The organism is Microbacterium testaceum, assembly GCF_001476285.1.
Lineage (GTDB): Bacteria > Actinomycetota > Actinomycetes > Actinomycetales > Microbacteriaceae > Microbacterium > Microbacterium testaceum_B.
Genome location: NZ_LDRU01000045.1, coordinates 1 through 18,819, shown reverse-complemented (window position 1 = coordinate 18,819; position 18,819 = coordinate 1). Strand labels below are relative to the sequence as shown.

Annotated in this window: 20 protein-coding genes; 11 read left to right on the top strand and 9 right to left on the bottom strand. The window is 71.4% G+C overall.

What is annotated here, in order from left to right:
- Positions 1–65: 65 nt before the first annotated feature.
- The 3 genes from NS283_RS09190 to NS283_RS09180 all read right to left on the bottom strand — a co-directional run bounded on the left by NS283_RS09190 (position 66) and on the right by NS283_RS09180 (position 1,802).
- The gene (locus NS283_RS09190; RefSeq protein WP_058596564.1) at positions 66–530 is read right to left on the bottom strand and encodes an SIP domain-containing protein; all 465 of its coding nucleotides are present in this window, start codon (positions 528–530) and stop codon (positions 66–68) included.
- A gap of 76 nt (positions 531–606) precedes the next feature.
- Complete coding sequence (locus tag NS283_RS09185) at positions 607–1,317, bottom strand: tyrosine-protein phosphatase (RefSeq protein WP_058596563.1); 711 nt, start codon at positions 1,315–1,317, stop codon at positions 607–609.
- Positions 1,314–1,802: a carboxymuconolactone decarboxylase family protein gene (locus tag NS283_RS09180; protein WP_058596562.1), complete on the bottom strand. Its 489-nt coding sequence runs from the start codon at positions 1,800–1,802 to the stop codon at positions 1,314–1,316. Before NS283_RS09180 ends, NS283_RS09185 begins: the two co-directional genes overlap by 4 nt.
- Positions 1,803–1,953: 151 nt before the next feature.
- On the opposite strand from NS283_RS09180, the gene NS283_RS09175 reads away from it, so the two are divergent.
- The 8 genes from NS283_RS09175 (at position 1,954) to NS283_RS09140 (ending at position 9,496) form a co-directional block, all read left to right on the top strand.
- Positions 1,954–2,871 (top strand): alpha/beta fold hydrolase, encoded by a 918-nt coding sequence (locus NS283_RS09175; RefSeq protein ID WP_058596561.1) that lies wholly within the window; start codon positions 1,954–1,956, stop codon positions 2,869–2,871.
- 140 nt (positions 2,872–3,011) lie between these two features.
- Positions 3,012–4,523 (top strand): ABC transporter substrate-binding protein, encoded by a 1,512-nt coding sequence (locus NS283_RS09170; protein WP_058596560.1) that lies wholly within the window; start codon positions 3,012–3,014, stop codon positions 4,521–4,523.
- On the top strand, positions 4,520–5,470 hold the full coding sequence (locus tag NS283_RS09165; protein WP_058596559.1) for an ABC transporter permease: 951 nt from the start codon (positions 4,520–4,522) through the stop codon (positions 5,468–5,470). Before NS283_RS09170 ends, NS283_RS09165 begins: the two co-directional genes overlap by 4 nt.
- Complete coding sequence (locus tag NS283_RS09160) at positions 5,467–6,336, top strand: ABC transporter permease (protein WP_058596558.1); 870 nt, start codon at positions 5,467–5,469, stop codon at positions 6,334–6,336. Before NS283_RS09165 ends, NS283_RS09160 begins: the two co-directional genes overlap by 4 nt.
- Complete coding sequence (locus tag NS283_RS09155; RefSeq protein WP_058596557.1) at positions 6,333–7,199, top strand: ATP-binding cassette domain-containing protein; 867 nt, start codon at positions 6,333–6,335, stop codon at positions 7,197–7,199. The genes NS283_RS09160 and NS283_RS09155 overlap by 4 nt, the downstream gene beginning before the upstream one ends.
- Positions 7,196–7,984, top strand: coding sequence for an ATP-binding cassette domain-containing protein (locus NS283_RS09150; RefSeq protein ID WP_193752655.1), 789 nt, complete (start codon positions 7,196–7,198; stop codon positions 7,982–7,984). Before NS283_RS09155 ends, NS283_RS09150 begins: the two co-directional genes overlap by 4 nt.
- Before the next feature lie 137 nt (positions 7,985–8,121).
- Positions 8,122–9,180 (top strand): M4 family metallopeptidase, encoded by a 1,059-nt coding sequence (locus tag NS283_RS09145; RefSeq protein WP_058596556.1) that lies wholly within the window; start codon positions 8,122–8,124, stop codon positions 9,178–9,180.
- Positions 9,167–9,496, top strand: a complete 330-nt coding sequence (locus tag NS283_RS09140) for a protealysin inhibitor emfourin (RefSeq protein WP_058596555.1) — start codon at positions 9,167–9,169, stop codon at positions 9,494–9,496. Before NS283_RS09145 ends, NS283_RS09140 begins: the two co-directional genes overlap by 14 nt.
- 99 nt (positions 9,497–9,595) lie before the next feature.
- On the opposite strand, the gene NS283_RS09135 is transcribed toward NS283_RS09140, so the two are convergent.
- The 3 genes from NS283_RS09135 to NS283_RS09125 form a co-directional block, all read right to left on the bottom strand.
- A complete protein-coding gene (locus tag NS283_RS09135; RefSeq protein ID WP_058596554.1) occupies positions 9,596–10,207 on the bottom strand; it encodes a GNAT family N-acetyltransferase in 612 nt (203 codons plus the stop codon).
- Between the two features lie 71 nt (positions 10,208–10,278).
- Positions 10,279–10,965 carry a uracil-DNA glycosylase gene (locus NS283_RS09130; RefSeq protein ID WP_058596553.1) on the bottom strand — a complete coding sequence of 229 codons (687 nt, stop codon included), beginning with the start codon at positions 10,963–10,965 and terminating at the stop codon, positions 10,279–10,281.
- A complete protein-coding gene (locus NS283_RS09125) occupies positions 10,962–11,447 on the bottom strand; it encodes a phosphoribosyltransferase (protein ID WP_058596552.1) in 486 nt (161 codons plus the stop codon). Before NS283_RS09125 ends, NS283_RS09130 begins: the two co-directional genes overlap by 4 nt.
- 115 nt (positions 11,448–11,562) lie before the next feature.
- Between NS283_RS09125 and NS283_RS09120 the strand changes: the two genes are divergently transcribed.
- Positions 11,563–13,062, top strand: a complete 1,500-nt coding sequence (locus NS283_RS09120; protein WP_058596551.1) for an MFS transporter — start codon at positions 11,563–11,565, stop codon at positions 13,060–13,062.
- A gap of 9 nt (positions 13,063–13,071) precedes the next feature.
- Here the strand turns inward: NS283_RS09120 and NS283_RS09115 are convergent, their stop codons facing one another.
- A complete protein-coding gene (locus NS283_RS09115) occupies positions 13,072–14,151 on the bottom strand; it encodes a hypothetical protein (protein WP_058596550.1) in 1,080 nt (359 codons plus the stop codon).
- A gap of 16 nt (positions 14,152–14,167) precedes the next feature.
- Entirely contained in the window at positions 14,168–14,938 is a 771-nt protein-coding gene (locus NS283_RS09110) for an SDR family oxidoreductase (protein WP_193751298.1), read from the bottom strand.
- 167 nt (positions 14,939–15,105) lie between these two features.
- Here NS283_RS09110 and NS283_RS09105 point away from each other — a divergent pair, with 167 nt between their 5' ends.
- Positions 15,106–16,428, top strand: coding sequence for a bifunctional o-acetylhomoserine/o-acetylserine sulfhydrylase (locus tag NS283_RS09105; protein ID WP_058596549.1), 1,323 nt, complete (start codon positions 15,106–15,108; stop codon positions 16,426–16,428).
- 166 nt (positions 16,429–16,594) lie between these two features.
- On the opposite strand, the gene NS283_RS09100 is transcribed toward NS283_RS09105, so the two are convergent.
- Positions 16,595–17,293, bottom strand: coding sequence for an SDR family NAD(P)-dependent oxidoreductase (locus tag NS283_RS09100; protein WP_058596548.1), 699 nt, complete (start codon positions 17,291–17,293; stop codon positions 16,595–16,597).
- A gap of 185 nt (positions 17,294–17,478) precedes the next feature.
- Here NS283_RS09100 and metX point away from each other — a divergent pair, with 185 nt between their 5' ends.
- Positions 17,479–18,684, top strand: coding sequence for a homoserine O-acetyltransferase MetX (gene metX, locus NS283_RS09095; protein WP_058596547.1), 1,206 nt, complete (start codon positions 17,479–17,481; stop codon positions 18,682–18,684).
- The last annotated feature ends 135 nt before the right edge of the window (positions 18,685–18,819 follow it).

The window sequence follows — 18,819 nt, the reverse complement described above, 5'->3', positions numbered from 1 at the left end:
TTATGCGGCCCCGAAAAGCGCGCGGCACGCCGATCACGCGCGGGCGAGCCGATCCTCGGCTGCGCTCAGCGCGCGGTCGCGAGGCCGAAGCGCTCGGGCGTGTGGATCGACTGCGCGTCGACGCCGTGGCGGGCGACGAGCTCGTCCACGATCTCGGCCGTGCCGAGGTACCCGCCCAGCAGGAAGATGCGGGTGTCGTCATCGTCGCAGCACAGCATCTCGCCGGCCCAGCCCGAGACCGCGCGGACGAGCGCCTCGCCCGCGGCGCAGCAGCGGCCGGTCCCCGGCGCGCCACCGCGGCGGGAACGATCGAGCCAGGTCAGGGTCATGCGCGCGGGAGCCGCGATCCGGCCGATCCACGACGCGTCGGGGACCTCGACGAACACGCGCCCCGTCGAGCAGATCGGCAGCGTCGCCAGCAGTGCCTCGAGCTCGGCGAGAGAGGTCTCGTCGGCGGTCACGAGGTGCTGCACGCGGGTGTGCCGCGACGCGCGACAGGCGGCGTCGTTGTGCTCGGAGGGGAAGGACATGATGCCCCTACTATACCCGCGAAGAAGGGTTGCCTAACCTGAGTTCCCGCTTTGTATCGCGACGTCGAAGCATCGCTCAGTCGATCAGGACCTCACGCAGGCGTCGAAGTTCGTCGTCGCTCATCCCGTGGGTACGGAGGTAACCCGCGGGTGAGCCGTACTCGCGGTCGAGGCGCGCGAGCAGCGCCCGCATCACGGGCGCCGGCGAGCGGGTGGCCAGGGCCTCGGCGTTGACGTTCTCGGGATGGAACGCCCGGATCGCCCGCAGCACGGCGGCGTTGCGCTCGGGTGGAAGGAGGGCCTCGGTACGCGCGTAGTCGGCGACCACGGCCTCGCGGTCGACACCCGCCGCCGCGAGCGCGATCGCGACCGTTACCCCGGTGCGATCCTTGCCGACCGTGCAGTGCACGAGCACGGGCTGGGCGCTCAGGATGCCACGCACCACCGCCACGACCCGGTCGGCGGACTCGTCGACGATCGCGGCGTAGAGCTCGTCGAGGGTCACGTCACGGGCGAAGAACGAGTCGACGGACCCGAGGAACAGCGGCTCGTGCTGCACCTCCACGGGCAGATCGTCGAAGCGGCTCGGGGCGTGGGCGAGCTCGGTCTCGTCGCGCAGGTCGATGACGCGGCGAATCCGCAGCGAGCGCAGCGTGTCGATGCCGTCGTCGTCGACCGCGACGAGATTGCCGGAGCGGAAGAGGACGCCGGCTCGCGTCCGGCCGTCACCCGCGGGCAGCCCGCCGACGTCGCGGAAGTTCGCCGCCCCCGAGACCAGCGACGTCACGCGGTCTCCCCGTGGTGGTGAGCCGCGCGCGGCGGGACGGGGTATCGTCCCGCGATCGCCACGCGGTTGAACGCGTTGATCGCGACGAGGATCCACGAGAGCGCCACGTACTCGGCTTCGCTCAGGATGCCGCCCGCCTGGTCGTAGACGTCGTCGGGGATGCCGTCCTCGTGGATGAAGGTGAACGACTCGGTGAGTTCGAGAGCCGCCCGCTCGCGCTCGTCGAACACGCCGGACTCCCGCCAGGTGGCGATCTGCGCGATCACGTCGGCGTCGAGGCCGGCCTTGACCGCCGCATCGACGTGCACGCGCACGCAGTACGCGCAGCCGTTGAGCTGGGAGGCGTGGATCTGCACGATCTCGCGCAAGCGCGCGTCGATACCGGCATCGGCGGCGAGCCGCCCGACGGTGCTCGAGAACGATCGCAGCGCGGCGTACGCCTCGGGGGCCTTCTTCGACAGATGAACGCGCTTCTCCTCACCCATGGCCACAGCCTACGGCGACCTCACCCTGTCCGGTCCCCTGTCCCTGGACGCGCGGTGAGAGCTTGGCGGGCGCGGCGAGTAGCGCAGCGCGCGGGGAAGGGAGTCGGACGCGCGGTGGCGGCCCGCGGGCGCGGGTGGGAGGGTGGATGCCATGCCCGAGGTCGACGAGTTCTCGTTCCTTCCCGCCCAGGCCGCCGAGGCCGGTCGCCCGACACCGACCGTCGAACGCGTGCAGTTGACGCTCGACGACGGTCGCGTGCTGAGCGGCCTGCGGTGGGGCGACGCTCCCCCCGCGGTGACGCTCCTCCACGGCGCGGGGCTGAACGCCCACACCTGGGACACGACGCTGCTGCACCTCGGGCTGCCCGCGCTCGCGCTCGACCTCCCGGGGCACGGCGACTCCTCGTGGCGCGACGACGCCGCGTACGTCGCCCGCGTGCTCGCCCCCGACGTGGTGACGGCCATCGAGACGTGGACGGAGGGACCGCAGACGCTCGTCGGCCACTCGCTCGGTGGTCTCACGGGCGCCGCGGTCGCGGCATCCCGTCCCGATCTCGTCGCACGACTCCTCGTCGTCGACATCACGCCGGGCATCGACCCGAGCGGCGGTCCCGCGCAGCTGCGGGCGTTCTTCGCCGGCCCCACCGACTGGGCGTCGCGCGACGAGCTGGTGGAGCGCGCGCTGTCGTTCGGTCTGGGCGGTTCGCGCGCCGCCGCGGAACGCGGGGTGTTCCACAACTCACGCGTACGCCCGGACGGGCGGGTCGAGTGGAAGCACCACTTCGCCCACCTCGCCGCCGCCGCGGTGAACGCCGGGGCGGATCCCTCGACCCCGGATGCCGTGCGCGCGGTGCTCGCGACGACGGGCTGGGACGACGTGGCCCAGGTCACTTCCCCGATCACCCTCGCCCGCGGCGAGCGCGGGTTCGTGACCGCCGACGACGCCGACGAGCTCGTGCGGCGCGTGCCGACCGCCGACGTCCGCGTCCTCTCGACCGGACACAACGCCCAGGAGGAAGACCCCGCCGGTCTCGCCACCCTGATCCGCGAGGTCGCGTCCGCGCAGTGACGTCCTGCGCGCCGCGTCATCCCCCGTCGCGCGGCGTCATCAACGGCGTGCGGGGAATACGGGTGAAAGTAGGCTGTTTGCACCCCTGCACGGCATCCACAGCACTCGGATGCCTTCGGCCTGCGAAAGGACATCCCGCAATGCTGCGCCGCACTGCCCTCGCCACGAGCGCGCTCCTGATCTCAGCCCTGCTGCTCACCTCGTGCACGGGCTCGGACACCGCGCCCGGCCCGACCGGCGAGGCCGACCCGAACGCCACTCTCACGGTGCGCCTGTCGCTCGAGCCGTCGAACCTCGACATCCGCCACACCAGCGGAGCCGCCCTCGAGCAAGCCCTCGTCGACAACGTCTACCAGGGCCTCGTGACCCGCAACGGCGACGAGAACAACGCGATCGTGCCCGCCCTGGCCACTGAGTGGAACGTCTCGCCCGACGGTCTGACGTACACGTTCACGCTCCGTCAGGGCGTCACGTTCCACGACGGCAGCGCGCTCACCGCCGACGACGTGGTCACCTCGCTGCAGACAGCGAAAGACGACGCGACGGTGCAGAACAGCACCGATCTCGCGAACGTGGCATCCATCTCCTCCCCCGACGCGTCCACCGTCGTCGTCACGCTCGCGAAGCCCAACATCGACTTCCTGTTCGCGCTGACGGGTCGCGCGGGCCTGATCTTCAAGAACGGCGACACGACGAACCTCCAGACCGCCGAGAACGGCACGGGTCCCTTCCGCGTCGCGTCGTGGAACACGGGACAGAGCCTCACGTTCGCCCGGTACGACGGCTACTGGGGCGACAAGGCGGGAGTCGCCGAAGTCGTGCTCGACTACATCCCCGACCAGAGCGCGGCCACCAATGCGGCGGTCAGCGGCGACGTCGATGTGGCGCTCGAGATCGACCCCGACCTGCAGGGCCAGATCGAGGGGACCGGCAACTTCACGATCGAGTCCGGGCTCACCACCGACAAGGGCACCCTCGCGTTCAACAACCAGCGCGCTCCCCTGAACGACCAGCGCGTGCGCGAGGCCCTGCGTCTCGCGGTCGACCACAACGCGCTCGTCGAAACGCTGGTCACGGCGCAGCCGCTGAACGGTCCGATCCCCCCGCTCGACCCCGGCTACGAAGACCTCACGGGCAGCGTGTCGTACAACCCCGATCGTGCGCGCGAGCTCCTGGCCGAGGCGGGCGCCGAGAACCTCAACCTGTCGCTGACGATCCCCAACGTCTACCCGAGCACTCTCGCGACCTTCCTCGTGTCGTCGTACGCCGACGTGGGAGTGACGCTGCAGGTCAAGCAGGTCGACTTCTCGACGTGGTTGACCGACGTATACACGAACCACGACTACGACCTGAGCTTCGTGCGCCACGTCGAGGCGCGGGACTTCGGCAACTGGGCCGACCCGACCTACTACTTCGGCTTCGACAACGCCGAGGTGCAGCGCCTGTACGCGGAGGCCCTGGCGAGCACCGACGACCAGCAGTCGTCCGATCTCCTCGCCGAAGCCGCACAGATCGTCGACGATCAGGATGCCGCCGACTGGCTGTTCCTCTCGGCCCCGCGCACGGCGGTGGGCACGAACGTGTCGAACTTCCCGAAGAACTCGCTGAACGTGCGCCTGCCCCTCGCGGGCGTGACGGTCTCGTCGGAGTGATCCGCTACGCGCTGACACGGCTGGGCCTGCTCGTGCTGGGCCTGGCCGTGGCCAGCGCGCTGATCTTCCTCTCGCTCCGCGTGCTCCCGGGCGATGTCGCCCAGCTGGTCGGGGGCACGCAGGCGAGCCCCGAGCAGGTCGCCGCGTTGCGCGAGAGCCTCGGGCTGAACGTCCCGCTGTGGCAGCAGTACCTCGACTGGATCGGCGGACTGCTCCGCGGCGATCTCGGCAGTTCGCTGCTCACCGGGACGCCGGTGATGACCGAGCTCGTCAGCAAGGCGCAGGTGACCGTGCCCCTCGCGGCGATGTCGCTCACGGTGGCGCTCGTCGTCGGCATCCCCCTCGGAGTGCTGTCGGCCCTGGGCCGTCGGCACGCAGGCGGCACCGCGATCAGCGTGGGCGCCCAGGCTCTCGCGGCCGTTCCGGTCGTGTGGGCGGGCATGATGCTCGTCGTCGTGTTCGCCGTGTGGCTCGGGTGGCTCCCGCCGCAGGGCTTCCCCCGCGCGGGCTGGAAAGACCCGGCGGCCGCCTTCCGAGCACTCGTGCTGCCCGCGGTGACCATCGGTGTGGTCGAGGGGGCGATGCTCCTCCGCTTCGTGCGAAGCGCGACCCTGCAGGCGCTCGGCCAGGATTACGTGCGAACGGCGGCCGCGAAGGGCCTCACCCGCACGCGTGCACTTCTGCGCCACGGCCTGCCCAACGTGGGCCTGTCGATCATCACGGTGCTCGGCCTGCAGGTCGCCGGCATCATCGTCGGGGCCGTCGTCATCGAGCAGCTGTTCACCCTCCCCGGTGTGGGACGCATGCTGGTCGCCGACGTCGCGGCGCGCGATCTGCCCAAGGTGCAGGGAGAGCTCCTCGCACTGACCGGTTTCGTGCTCGTCGTCGGCTTCGTCGTCGATCTCGTCCACCGGCTGATCGACCCCCGGCAGAGGGAGGCCTCGTGAGCACCCTCAGGCGCCTCTGGGCCCTCGGCACCGGGAGATTCGGCATCCTGATCGTCGTCTCGCTGATCGTCGTCGCCCTCGTCTCGCTCGTGTGGACGCCGTTCGACCCGGCAGCCGTCGACGCGCGTGCGCGCTGGTCGGACCCGTCCTGGCCCCACGTCCTCGGCACCGACAACAACGGCCGCGACATCGCGAGCCTGCTCATGGCCGGGACCCGCACGACGATCGTCGTCGCGGTGGGTGCCGGTGTCGTCGCCTCGGTGCTGGGCATCGCCCTCGCCGCCCTCGGCTCGCTCACGGCGCGGTGGATCCGCGAGAGCGTCGCGGTGCTCGTCGACATCCTCATCGCCTTCCCCGTGCTGATCATCGCGATGATGATCTCGGCCGTCTGGGGCGGCTCGCTCGCCGTCGTGATCTGGGCCGTCGGGATCGGCTTCGGCGTGAACATCGCGCGCGTCACCCGACCTGAGCTGCGGCGCGTGATGCAGAGCGACTTCGTTCTCGCGGGGCGCGCGAGCGGGCTCACGACGTGGCAGAACCTCACGCGGCACCTCCTCCCGAACGTCGCTCCCGTCTTCATCGTGCAGTTGTCGTGGGGCATGGCCGTCGCCGTGCTCGCGGAGGCGAGCCTGTCGTATCTCGGCTTCGGTGCCCCGCTCACGCAGCCCTCGTGGGGCGTGCTGCTCAACGACCTGCAGGCCTACATCGCCGTGCATCCGCTGACCGTGGTGTGGCCGGGGCTCGCGATCACCCTCACCGTTCTCGGACTCAACCTGCTCGGAGACGCGCTGCGCGAGGCCGCCGACCCGACGCTCGCCGAGCGCGCGCCCGCCGCTCGCACGCACGTGCCGGGGGTGGTCGCGTGAGTCTCCGGGTGACCGACCTCCGTGTCGAGATCGGCGGTCGCGCCGTCGTCGACGGGATCTCGTTCGAGGTGCCCGACGGCGCCCGCGTCGGCCTCATCGGCGAGTCTGGTTCGGGCAAGTCGCTGACGGCCCTCGCGATCCTCGGGCTTCTCCCCGACGGCGCTCGCGCCACCGGCAGCGTCCGCTGGAACGACCGCGAGATCCTCGGCCTTCCGGATCGCGACCTCGCGAGACTGCGCGGCGACGACATCGGCATGGTCTTCCAGGAACCCCGCACCGCTCTCAACCCCCTCCACACGGTCGGCCGCCAGATCGGCGAGTCCGTCCGCATCCACGAGCGGGTCTCGCGTCGTGAGGCTCTCCGGCGTGCCGTCGCCGAGGCCGGGCGCGTGGCCCTGCCCGACCCCGAGCGCATCGTGTCGCGCTACCCGCACCAGTTGTCGGGCGGTCAGCGCCAGCGCGTCGCGATCGCGATGGCCCTCGCGTGCCGTCCGCGTCTTCTCATCGCCGACGAGCCGACCACCGCTCTCGACGTGACCATCCAGGCCGGTGTCCTCTCGCTGCTGCGCGAACTGGTCCAGGATGCCGGGATGTCGCTCGTCTTCATCACGCACGACCTCGCGGTGCTCGCGCAGGTCGCGACCCACGCGGTCGTCCTCGAGCACGGACGCGTGGTCGAGCGGGGCGAGGTCTCGGAGCTGCTGCGCGCTCCGTCGTCCCCGATCACGAAGGCCCTGCTGCGGGACGCGACGGCGACGCTGTGGCATCCGGAGCATCCTGGTCGGGATGCCGGGACCCCGACGAATCCGCGCGGTCCGTCGCGCGCGCACGGCGAGGCGGCCGCGGGAGAGGAGACGCCGTGAGCGAGACGCAGATCCACGCGCGCGGCCTGTCGCGCAGCTACCCCGCGCCCCGTCGCGGCTTCGGCCGACCGGAACGCACGATCGGTCTCGACGACGTCGACCTGACGGTCCGCGCGGGCTCCGCCGTGGGCGTCATCGGCGAATCGGGATCGGGCAAGTCGACGCTCGTCCGCTTGCTGTTGGGACTCGACGTCCCGACGGCCGGCACCGTCGAGGTCGACGGTCGCGCCGTCGACGCGCGCGGGTCGGCCCGCTCGCTGCACTGGCTGCGGCGGGCGACGGGCATCGTCTTCCAGGATCCGTACGCCTCGCTCGACCCCCGCATGAGCATCGGCCGGATCGTCGGTGAGCCGCTCTGGGCACTCGGCATCGAGGGCGACCGGCGCGCGCGGGTGCGCGAGGTGCTCGGGCAGGTCGGTCTCGAGGCTGACATGGCCACCCGCTTCCCGCACGAGTTCTCGGGAGGCCAGCGCCAGAGGATCGCCCTGGCGCGCGCGATCGTGCACCGCCCGCGCATCCTCGTCGGCGATGAGCCGCTGTCGGCGCTCGACGTGACCGTGCGCGCGCAGATCCTGCGGCTTCTCAGCCGCCTGCGCGCGGAAGAAGACCTGACGCTCGTGCTCGTGTCGCACGACATCGGTGTGGTGCAGAACGTCTGCGACCAGGTCGTTGTGATGAAGGACGGGCGCGTCGTCGAGCAGGGACCGACCGAGAAGGTGCTGTTGCAGCCGCAGGCCGCGTACACCCGGCAGCTCTTGGCATCCGTTCCGACGCTTCCGCGCTAAGCGGCGAGGACGGTCGCGCCCCGTCGCCGTTTCATCGCGTTCTCGTGACGGATGCCGCGCCCCGGCGCCCGCGGACTCTCCGCGCACCTGTGGACAAGGGATGCCGCGATGTCGGGGGTCGGCGCTAGCCTCGGCGCATGACCCCCGGAATCGTTCCCCCGTTCCTTCTCGATCGGCTCGCCTCGACCGACGACCCCCGTCTCGCGCGAGCGGCCGCCGCCGCGCGGAAGACGCTCGCGATGCCGCGGCCGCAGCGTGCCACCCGTCGACGGCTGCGCCTGTCGATCGACGGCGATGCGCTCGTCGCCGAGGCCGTGCCGGCGCCCGACCGGGTGATCTCCGACGCCAGGAACACCGAGAATCTGCCCGGGCGCCGGGTGCGCAGCGAAGACGAGCCGCCCTCCGGCGACAGCGCCGTCGACGAGGCGTACGACGGCCTCGGGGCCACGTACGACTTCTTCTGGGACGCCTTCGCGCGCGATGGCATCGACGCCGCCGGTGGCTCGCTGCTCGCGACCGTCCACTTCGGCGACGACTACGACAACGCGTTCTGGAACGGCGAGCGCATGGTGTTCGGCGACGGCGACGGCGAGGTGTTCGTGGGGTTCACGCGGTCGCTCAGCGTGATCGCCCACGAGCTCGGGCACGGGGTGACCGAGGCCGCCGGGGGCCTCGAGTACCAGGGGCAGTCGGGCGCGCTGAACGAGTCGCTGTCGGATGTGTTCGGGGCGCTTGCCGAGCAGCATCACCGGAGCGAACGGGCCGATGAGGCGTCGTGGCTGATCGGGGCAGGGATCTTCGCCGAGGCCGTCCAGGGCGAGGCCCTGCGCTCGATGAGCGCGCCCGGTACCGCGTACGACGACGACGTGCTCGGCAAGGATCCGCAGCCGGGCCACATGCGCGACTACGTCGAGACCGACGACGACAACGGCGGTGTGCACATCAACTCCGGCATCCCGAACCGCGCCTTCTACCTGGCGGCGACCGAACTCGGCGGCTTCGCGTGGGAGCGTGCCGGGCTCATCTGGTACCGCACCCTGACGGCCGGCACGCTGTCACCCACGGCCGACTTCGCCGCGTTCGCCCGCGCCACCCTGGCCGCGGCGGCGACCGAGTACGGTGAGAAGTCGGAGGAGGTCGCCGCCGTCCGCGCCGCCTGGGCCGGCGTCGGCGTCGAGGAGGATGCCGCAGCCTGACACCGACGAGCAGTTCGCCATCGTCGTGGTGCGCTCGGGGGGCATCGCCGGCCTGTCGAAGCAGTGGCGGGCGGAACCCGACCCCGAGCGGGCCCCGCACTGGAGGGAGCTCGTCGAGAGCTGCCCCTGGGATGCGCCGCCGATCGTCCCCACCGGAGCCGACCGCTACCAGTGGCGCATCGAGGTGCAGCGCGGAGACACCGCCGTGCACCAGGCGCGCCTGAGCGACCAGCAGGTCGAGGGTCCGTGGCGCTCGCTGATCGACGAAGTGCGCCGGGCCACGGGTCAGGATCGGCCGAGCGGGCGAAACTCCTGACGAACCGAACGCCGATCCGCGCGCGAGCGCGACACACGGCATCCGAGAACGGAAACTCAGGAGTTTCGCCCGCCCGCGCCGTTCGCCGGAGCGCACGGCTCAGCCGAACAGCTTCCGCCGCTTCTTCTTCGACGGGATGCTCTTCTGCAGGTAGACCACGCCGAGCCACCGGCCGAACTTGAAGCCGACGCGCCCCATACGGCCCACCTCTGTGAAGCCGAGCTTCTCGTGCAGGGCGATCGAGGCGTCGGCGCCCTTGTCGCTGATCGCGGCGACCATCTCGCGGATGCCGAGATCCTGGCATGCCGCGATCAGCGCCTCGAGCAGCGCGCGGCCGAGCCCCTTGCCCGCGGCCGCCTGGCCCAGATAGATCGAGTTCTCGACCGTGTACCGGTAGGCCGACTTCGACTGCCACGGCTGCACGAGCGCGTACCCGAGCAGTTGGCCGCTCGGCGACTCCGCCACGAGGAACGGAAGTCCGAGCCGCTTCAGCGTCGCGAACTTGTCGCGCCATTTGGCGATCGACCACGCCTTCTCGTCGAAGGTGACCACCGAGTTGCGCACGTAGTAGTTGTAGATCTCGCGGATGTCGGGGATGTCCGCTTCCGTCGCGGGGCGGATCTCGTACGAGAAGGGGCGTTCCGGCTCGGGGGCGCGACGCAGGTGCGCGGGCAGCCGCCGACGGCTCTTCTCGTACTCTTCTTCCAGCACGCACGCCACTCTACGCAGACCGGCGTTTCGAGCGCATGACCTCGGCCGCGTCCGGCCGCGCGAGGACGTCCTCAGGCCGGAAGGCGCCAGTCCACGGGCTCGGCGCCCTGCTGCTCGAGCAGCGTATTGACGCGTGAGAAGGGCTTCGACCCGAAGAATCCGCGGCTCGCCGACAGGGGTGACGGGTGCGGTGACGAAACGATCGCGGTGTCACCGAGGAGCGGCGTGAGGTTCACGGCATCCCGCCCCCACAGCAACGCGACCAGTGGGGCGTCGCGCGCGACGAGGCAGCGGATCGCGTGCTCGGTGACGCGCTCCCACCCCCAGCCGCGGTGGGAAGCCGGGGCTCCGGGCGCCACGGTCAGCACCCTGTTCAGGAGCATGACGCCCTGCGCCGCCCACGCGGACAGGTCGCCGTGCGGGGCGGGAGGGATGCCGAGGTCGTCGGACAGCTCTCGGTAGATGTTCGCGAGGCTGCGAGGCAGCGGCCGGACGTGCGGGTCGACCGCGAACGACAGGCCGATCGGGTGCCCCGGCGTCGGGTACGGATCCTGGCCGACGATCAGCACGCGCACCGCGTCGATCGGCGTGCGGAAGGCCCGCAGCACGAGCTCCCCCGCCGGCAGGTACGGCTTGCCCTCGCTGCGCAGTCGCTCGCCCACCGCGGCGATATCGGCCGCGACCGGAGCAAGCGGCTCGACCCACGACGCGTCGATCAGCCCGGCATCCGCGAGCTCGGCGAGGGACTTCGCCGTCACGCCGCGTCTTCTTCGCGCACCGATCCTTGGAACGACCAGGGGAAATCGATCCACAGGTCGGTGTCTTTCCACGAGTAGTCGGGCGTGATGATCGTGGACGGCTTCGTGTAGATCACGGCCGACCGCGTCTCGGCGCCGTGCCGGGCGAGGAGCTTCACCGCAAGGTCGAGGGTGCGGCCGCTGTCGGCGACATCGTCGACGAGGAGCACGCGGCGCCCGCTCAGGTACGACAGGTCGAGGGCGGGCGGGAGGACCTCGGGGTCGTCGAGCACGGTCCCGACCCCGGTGTAGAACTCGACGTTCAACGCCCCGCAGTTCTTGGCTCCCAGGCCGTAGGCGATCGCGCCACCGGGGAGCAGTCCGCCGCGTGCGATCGCGACGACGACCTCGGGCTCGAAGCCATCCGCCACGATCGCTCGCGAGATGTCGCGGGTCGCCGCGCCGAAATCGTCCCAGCTCAACCGCTCACGCTCGTCCGTCACACCGGACTCCTCTCATCAACTGCTTTCACCCTAGGGCGCGGGCCGCCGCTCTCGCGCCGCGCGGCCGCGCGAGCGATTCCCGGATGCCACGCCCCCGCGGTGCTATCGTCGCGCCATGTCGCGCGTCTCCGGCGCGGTCGGTCGGGTGCGCGGGTCCGCGCTCGGGGTGACCGCGGGTCTCATCGGCTGGTTCGTCGTGGTGGAACTCGCCAGCGGCATCCTGCAGGGGTACTACGTGCCGCTGCTGCCGGACATCGTCGTGCACCTCGGCATCCGCGATGCCGACGTCAACTGGTTCGAGGCGGCTCAACTGCTGCTCTCCGCGCTCGTCCTGCCGATCCTCGCGAAGCTCGGCGACATGTTCGGGCACAAGCGCATCCTGCTCGCCTCCGCGCTCGCGACGGCCGCGGCCAGTTGGTGGCTCGTCTTCGCCGACTCGTTCACCTCGTTCCTGCTCGCGTGGGCGCTGCAGGGGTTCTACGTCGTCTGGCTGCCGCTGGAGATCGCCCTCATCTTCGACCGCGGCCGACGCCTCCAGCGGGGCGTCTCGCGCACCCGCAGCGCCGCGGGCCTGCTCGTCGTGGGCCTGCAAGCGGGCGCGATCCTCGGTGCTCTCGCCGCCGGTCGCCTGTTCGCCGCGACGGGCGGAGACCTCCGGCTCGCCCTCGCCGTCCCCGCGGTGGTGGTGACCCTCGTCTGTCTCGTGATCTGGCTCGGGGTTCCCGAGTCGGAGCGCTCCGCCGACCCGCGGCGACTCGATGTCGGCGGTTTCGCGATCCTCGCCGGGGCACTCCTGTGCGTCACGGGCGCCCTCTCGTTCGTCCGGCTGCCGGAGGGGCCCGGGCCCGTCGCCATCGCCGCGCTCTTGGTCGCGGGTGTCGCCCTCGGCGCGATCTTCGTGTGGTTCGAGCTGCGTCAGCCCGATCCGGCGGTCGACATCCGCGTCCTCCGCCGCCCCGAGATGTGGCCGGTGCAGACGACCGCCTTCCTCGTCGGCATCAGCCTGCTCGGCGCGCAGGGCCCCCTCGCCACGTACGCCGGAACCGACCGCTCCCTCGGATACGGACTGGGATTGGATGCCACGGACCGCTCGAACGTGATCGGCGTCTACCTCGTCTCGCTCATCGTGGGGGCGGTGCTGTTCGCCGTGACCTCGCGCCGCGCGAGTCCGCGCGCGGTGCTCATCGGCGCGGCGGTCCTCGTCGGCGCGGGATACGCGTTGCTCCTCCCCCTGCACGCCGAGCTGTGGCAGGTGCTGATGTGCCTCGCGATCGCCGGGCTCGGTTCGGGAGCCCTCGTCGCGGCGATGCCCGCGGCCGCCGCCGCCGCCGCACCGCGCGGGCAGACGGGCGTGGCATCCGCTCTCACGAACACGACGAAGACCGTGGGCGGCACGATGTCGTCCGCGGTGTTCGGGGTGGTCCTGGCGGCCGGGGCGGGCTCGGCGGTGGCGGCGACGGCCGCTCCCCTCGCGGGCTACCTGACCGTGTGGTCGATCTGCGCCGCGGGCGGGTTCGCGGCCGCGGTCCTGCTGCTCTTCGTCCCTCGCGTCGCGTTCGCCGACCGCCCCGAGGCTGAGGTGGATGCGCGCGCGGCACGGGGCGACGTGAGCTGATCCTCGCCGTCAGGGGCGCCCGAAGAGGAAGAACCCGACGATCGACGCCACGACGACGCCGAACGACACCCAGGCCGCGAGGCCCCACGACGTCCGCAGACGGCGACCGGCCGGCGCCACCTCCTCGGTGTCGCGCCGAAGCCCCGTCACCGCGGGGTCGTCTCGGAGCTGACCCTCGCGCCAGCGCTCCCACTGCTCGAGCTTCGCGGCGAAGGCGTCCGCGGTCCGCATGACCTCGATCCACCGCTCGGGGTCGGTCGTCACGACGTCGCGCGGGTGCACGAGAAGGAGCAGATCGTCGACGATCTCGATGTCCCATCCGCCCGCGTCGTCGATCGCCTGGGCCATGACATCGGGTGTGAACAGGTAGAGCGCGTCGGCCTCGTAGCCCTCGGGGCAGTACAGGTCGAAGTGCTCGTCGAAGTCTCCCTCGAGCGAGAGCCTCTGTGCCGAGTCGGGGACGGCCGCCACCGCGAACGCGCGGGTGCCGCGCCGCGCCGCGCGCACGATGATGTGCGGCAGCGGGCGCCGGAGACCGATCCTGATCCACCCGCCCACGGGCGGGTAGGTGAACCGGCGCGTGGCGTTGCGGATCTCGTAGTCGGCCCACTCGACGGTCCGTCCGTCCGCGTTCTCGCGCGTCATCGCCCGCGAGACGGTGTGGCCCGTGATGCTCCACCACGCGCGCATCGTGCCCGAGCGCGGACCCGGGGTGTAGACGAGGCCGTTGTCGTCCGCGAAGTGCGCGAGAGCCCAGTGTTCGCGGGGGCGCGTACGCCCTTTGCCCGTGCGGACGACGCCCCACACGCTGAAGACGAGAACCCCCAGGAACATGAACGCGAACAGGGCCATCGACCGGACGTCGTCGGACCCGCCGCGGCGCATCTCCGCCGTGATGGTGGCCCACGACCCCAGCGCCCCGATGCCCGACACGATCAGGAGGAAGGTGAAGACACCCCGCCGTCCCCTCCTGTCGGGGTCGCTGACGCGCGGGTACTCCCGACGGAACCGAGCCCAGAACCGCCGAACCTCCGCGCGGCTCGGGCGCGCGCGCAGCGCCTCGACGTCGAGCGTCGTCGGCTCGGTCATGACAGCGGGCTCCGCGTCACCGAGTACGCAATGGTCCGCGCGCGAGGAGGTGCTGCGCCGACTGCGCCACCGGCCGCACGGTCACGAGGTCGAGGTTCACGTGACCCGGCGCGTCGAGGGCGTACGCGATCACGTCGGCGACGTCGTCGGCCACGAGCGGCGCCTCGACGCCCTCGTAGAGCTTGTCGGCGGCATCCCTGTCGCCGCCCAGCCGGTTGAGCGTGAACTCCTCGGTGCGGACCATGCCCGGCGCGATCTCGATGACGCGGAGCGGCTCGCCGTTCAGCTCCTGCCGGAGCGCGTGCACGAGCATGGATTCGCCGGCCTTCGCGGCGTTGTACCCACCGCCACCGGGGTACGCGGTCTGGGCGGCGGTCGAGGTGACGAAGAGCAGGTCGGCGTGCCCGGCGGCGTCGGCGGCTCGGCGCAGCGACGGCAGGAGGGATGCCACGAGCCGCTGCGACGAGAGCACGTTGGCCTCGAACATCCAGCGCCAGTCGTCCGGGTCGCCGTCTTCGACCCGGTCGCTGCCGCGCGCTCCGCCCGCGACGTGCACGAGGGCGTCGACCCCGCCGGTCTCGTCGAGCCAGGCGCTCAAGGCCGCGACGTCGTCGGCGTCGGTCAGGTCGGCCGCGCGAGCGACGACCCCCGTCTCCGCTTCGAGAGCCGCGAGCCGGTCGGCGCGGCGGGCGACGCCCACGACGTCCCACCCCCGCGCGCGCAGGAGGCGTGCGGTCGCCTCTCCGATACCCGAACTGGCCCCGGTCACCACTGCGCGTCGCGTCATGGCATCCACGCTACTCGTCCCCTCCGACGTCCAGCGGTCCCGGGCGCGACCACGCATGACGGTGGTATTACGGCCCGTGACCCCGGCGGTTGTCGGTGTCGGAGGGGGTCCGTACGCTCGCAGGAGGCCACGGCGACCGCCTCGGCCCCCAGACCAGAGGAGCAGCCATGTCGGCACCCGAGAACTGGCGTTTCGAGACCAAGCAGATCCACACGGGCGCCCAGCCCGACCCGGTGACGAAGGCCCGCGCCACCCCGATCTACCAGACCACGTCGTACGTGTTCGACAACGCCGACCACGCGGCGAACCTGTTCGCGCTGGCCGAGTTCGGCAACATCTACACGCGCATCCAGAACCCCACGCAAGACGTCGTCGAGCAGCGCGTCGCGGGCCTCGAGGGCGGCACCGGCGCCCTCCTCGTCGCCAGCGGCCAGGCAGCCGAGACGTTCGCCGTGCTCAACATCGCGCAGGCCGGCGACCACATCGTGTCGTCGAGCTCGATCTACGGCGGCACGTACAACCTCTTCAAGTACACCCTCGCCAAGCTCGGCATCGAGACGACCTTCGTCGAGAACCAGGACGACGCCGAAGAGTGGCGTGCCGCGGTCCGCCCGAACACGAAGCTGTTCTTCGCCGAGACGATCGGCAACCCGAAGATCAACGTGCTCGACATCCGCACGGTGGCCGACGTCGCGCACGAGGCCGGCGTTCCGCTCATCGTCGACAACACGATCGCCACGCCCTACCTCATCCGTCCGTTCGAGCACGGCGCCGACATCATCGTGCACTCGGCGACGAAGTTCCTCGGCGGACACGGCACCACGATCGGCGGCGTCATCGTCGACGGCGGCCGCTTCCCGTGGTCGGAGCACTCCGAGCGCTTCCCGGGCCTGACCACGCCCGACCCCTCGTACCACGGAGCGGTCTACACGCAGGCGGTCGGCGACGGCCTGGCCTACATCATCAAGGCGCGCGTGCAGCTGCTGCGCGACCTCGGTGCCTCGATCTCGCCGCAGAGCGCGTGGCAGCTCATCCAGGGCATCGAGACCCTGTCGCTGCGCATCGAGCGTCACGTCCAGAACGCGCAGGAGATCGCGGAGTGGCTCGAGAGCCACGACGATGTCGCGAGCGTCAACTACTCGGGGCTTCCCACCTCGCCCTGGTACGCCGCCGCGAACAACTACGCCCCCAAGGGCGTCGGCGCCGTGCTGTCGTTCGAACTCAAGGGCGGCGTCGAGGCGGGTCGCGAGTTCGTGAACTCGCTGAACCTCTTCAGCCACCTCGCGAACATCGGCGACGTGCGCTCGCTCGTCATCCACCCCGCGTCGACCACGCACTCGCAGCTCACCCCCGAGCAGCAGCTGACCGCGGGGGTGACCCCCGGTCTCGTGCGCCTGTCGGTGGGTCTCGAGAACATCGACGACCTCAAGGCCGACCTCGACCAGGCTCTCGCCGCCGCGCGCCGCCTGTCGGAGGCCGCTCGCGCCTGACCCTCGCGCAGACACGCCCCGATCCGGCTTCGGCCGGGTCGGGGCGTTCTCGTGTGCGCCACCCCGTGCCGGTGCCGGGGCGTTCCGGTGACGAGCGGAGGGCGAGGGATGCCGGGAGGACCCGCGCCGCGAGATCCTCCTCCCTCCGTCCCCGACCCTCCCTCCGTCACACCTTCTGCCGCGGCCGGAGGCTCCCGAGACCCCCGTCGACGCCGAGCACCTGGCCGGTCATCCAGGCGTTCTCGGGCGACAGCAGGAACTCCACCGCCCGGGCGACGTCGTCGGGCTCGCCGAGGCGGCCGAGGGGGTGCATGGCCTCCGACACCTTTCGCGACAGATCGCTCGAGGTGAGCTTCTCGGTCAAGCGCGTCTGGACGAGACCGGGGGCGACCGCGTTCACCCGCAGCCCGTGCGCCGCGTAACTCGCCGCCGCCGACAGGGTCAGACCGATGACGCCCGCTTTCGCCGCGGCGATGCCGTCGTGGTTCGGAAGCCCCGCGAGCGCCGCCGCCGACGAGACCAGCACGACCGCCCCGCCGTCGCGCATGTGGGCCCCGGCCGCTCGGACGGCGGCGAAAGCAGTCGTCAGGGACGCGGCGATCAGCCCGTCGTACTGTTCGCGCGAGGTCAGGTGCGCGGGCTTGAGCAGCATCGATCCCGCGAACACCGCGATGCCGTCCAGCTCGCCCGCCTCGCGCACCACCCGGTCGACGGCGTCGAAGTCGGTGGCATCCAGGACGAAATCGGGCTCGATGACCGAGGAGTCCCGGGCCGTGGTCAGGACGCGGTGGCCCGTGTCGCGTAGTCGTGTCGTGGTCGCACGGCCGATGTCACTCGACGCCGCGATGAGGAGGAAGGTCGCCATGCGGCGATCATCCCCACCCCGACTCGCGCGGGGCGGGGGCTGGACACGGCGCTCAGTCGGTGCTGAGCGCCGCGCGCAGCTTCTCGTTCTCGGCGAGCCACTCGGGGGCACCCTCCCGCGCGCCTCACTCCGACGTCGACGTAACAGTCGGGTGCGGCCTCGCCGGACCGGGGAGAATGGATGCCATGGACTGGCAGATCTCCGAAGACACGGTGCCCTCGGCACCGATCACGGAGGCCGACGCCCGCTCCCTGCTCGGCCGGCCACCCGCGACGGGCGCCTGGCGCGACGGCGACCCGGTGGGTGAGCGCCGTTTCGCCGCTTTCGGAGCGTTCGCGACCGAGAACGGCGAGTCCCTTCCGGCGTTCCGTCTCGCGTACGAGTCGTGGGGTGAGCTTTCTCCCGCACGTGACAACGCCGTGATCGTGCTGCACGCCCTGACCGGAGACAGCCACGTGCGCGGAGCGGCCGGCCCCGGCCACCCGACCGCGGGCTGGTGGAGTGATCTCGTCGGCCCGGGAGCCGCGATCGACACCGATCGGTGGTTCGTCGTCGCGCCCAACATGCTCGGCGGATGCCAGGGCTCGACGGGACCGGCGAGCATCGCGCCCGACGGATACGAGTGGGCCTCGCGCTTCCCCTACCTGACCATCCGCGACCAGGTCCGCGCCCAGGCGCAGTTGGCCGACGCGCTCGGCATCGACCGCTGGGCCGCGGTGATCGGCGGCTCCATGGGCGGAATGCACGCCCTCGAATGGGCGGTCGGCCAGCCCGACCGGGTGGAGCGCGCCGCGATCCTGTCGGCGCCGCCCATCACCACCGCCGACCAGATCGCATTGAACTCAGTGCAGCTCGACACCATCCGGATGGACCCGCGCTTCGCGGGCGGCGAGTACTACGACTCCGGCGACGGCGACGGCCCGCACCGCGGACTCGCCCTCGCCCGCCGCATGGCGCTGCTGAACTACCGCAGCCCCACCGAGCTCAACCAGCGTTTCCAGCGGTCGTGGCAGTCGGGAGTGAGCCCGCTCGGGCGCGGTGGCCGTTTCGCGGTCGAGTCGTACCTCGACTTCCACGGCAACAAGTTCACGAGGCGTTTCGACGCGAACAGCTACCTCACCCTCGTCGAGGCGATGAACTCGCACGACGTCGGGCGCGACCGCGACGGGGTCGAAGACGCCCTGCGTCGTGTCACCGCCACGACCCTCGTGCTCGGCATCGACAGCGACCGCCTGTTCCCCATCGACGGGCAGCACCGCATCGCCCGCGGCATCCCGAACACTCTCGACGGCGACGATGCGGTGGTCCTCGCGAGCGACTTCGGCCACGACGGCTTCCTGATCGAGACCGCGGCCGTCGCGACGCACCTGCGCCGCCTGCTCGCGACCTGACGATTCGGGATGCCGGGCCCCCGGCATCCGTCCCGTTCGGGTGCGTCCCGGTCGAGGCCACGCCGCATCCCTCGTCGACTGTCCAAGACACGCCGTAACCGGCGGGAGCTTAACGGTGTCATGTCTCAGGACATC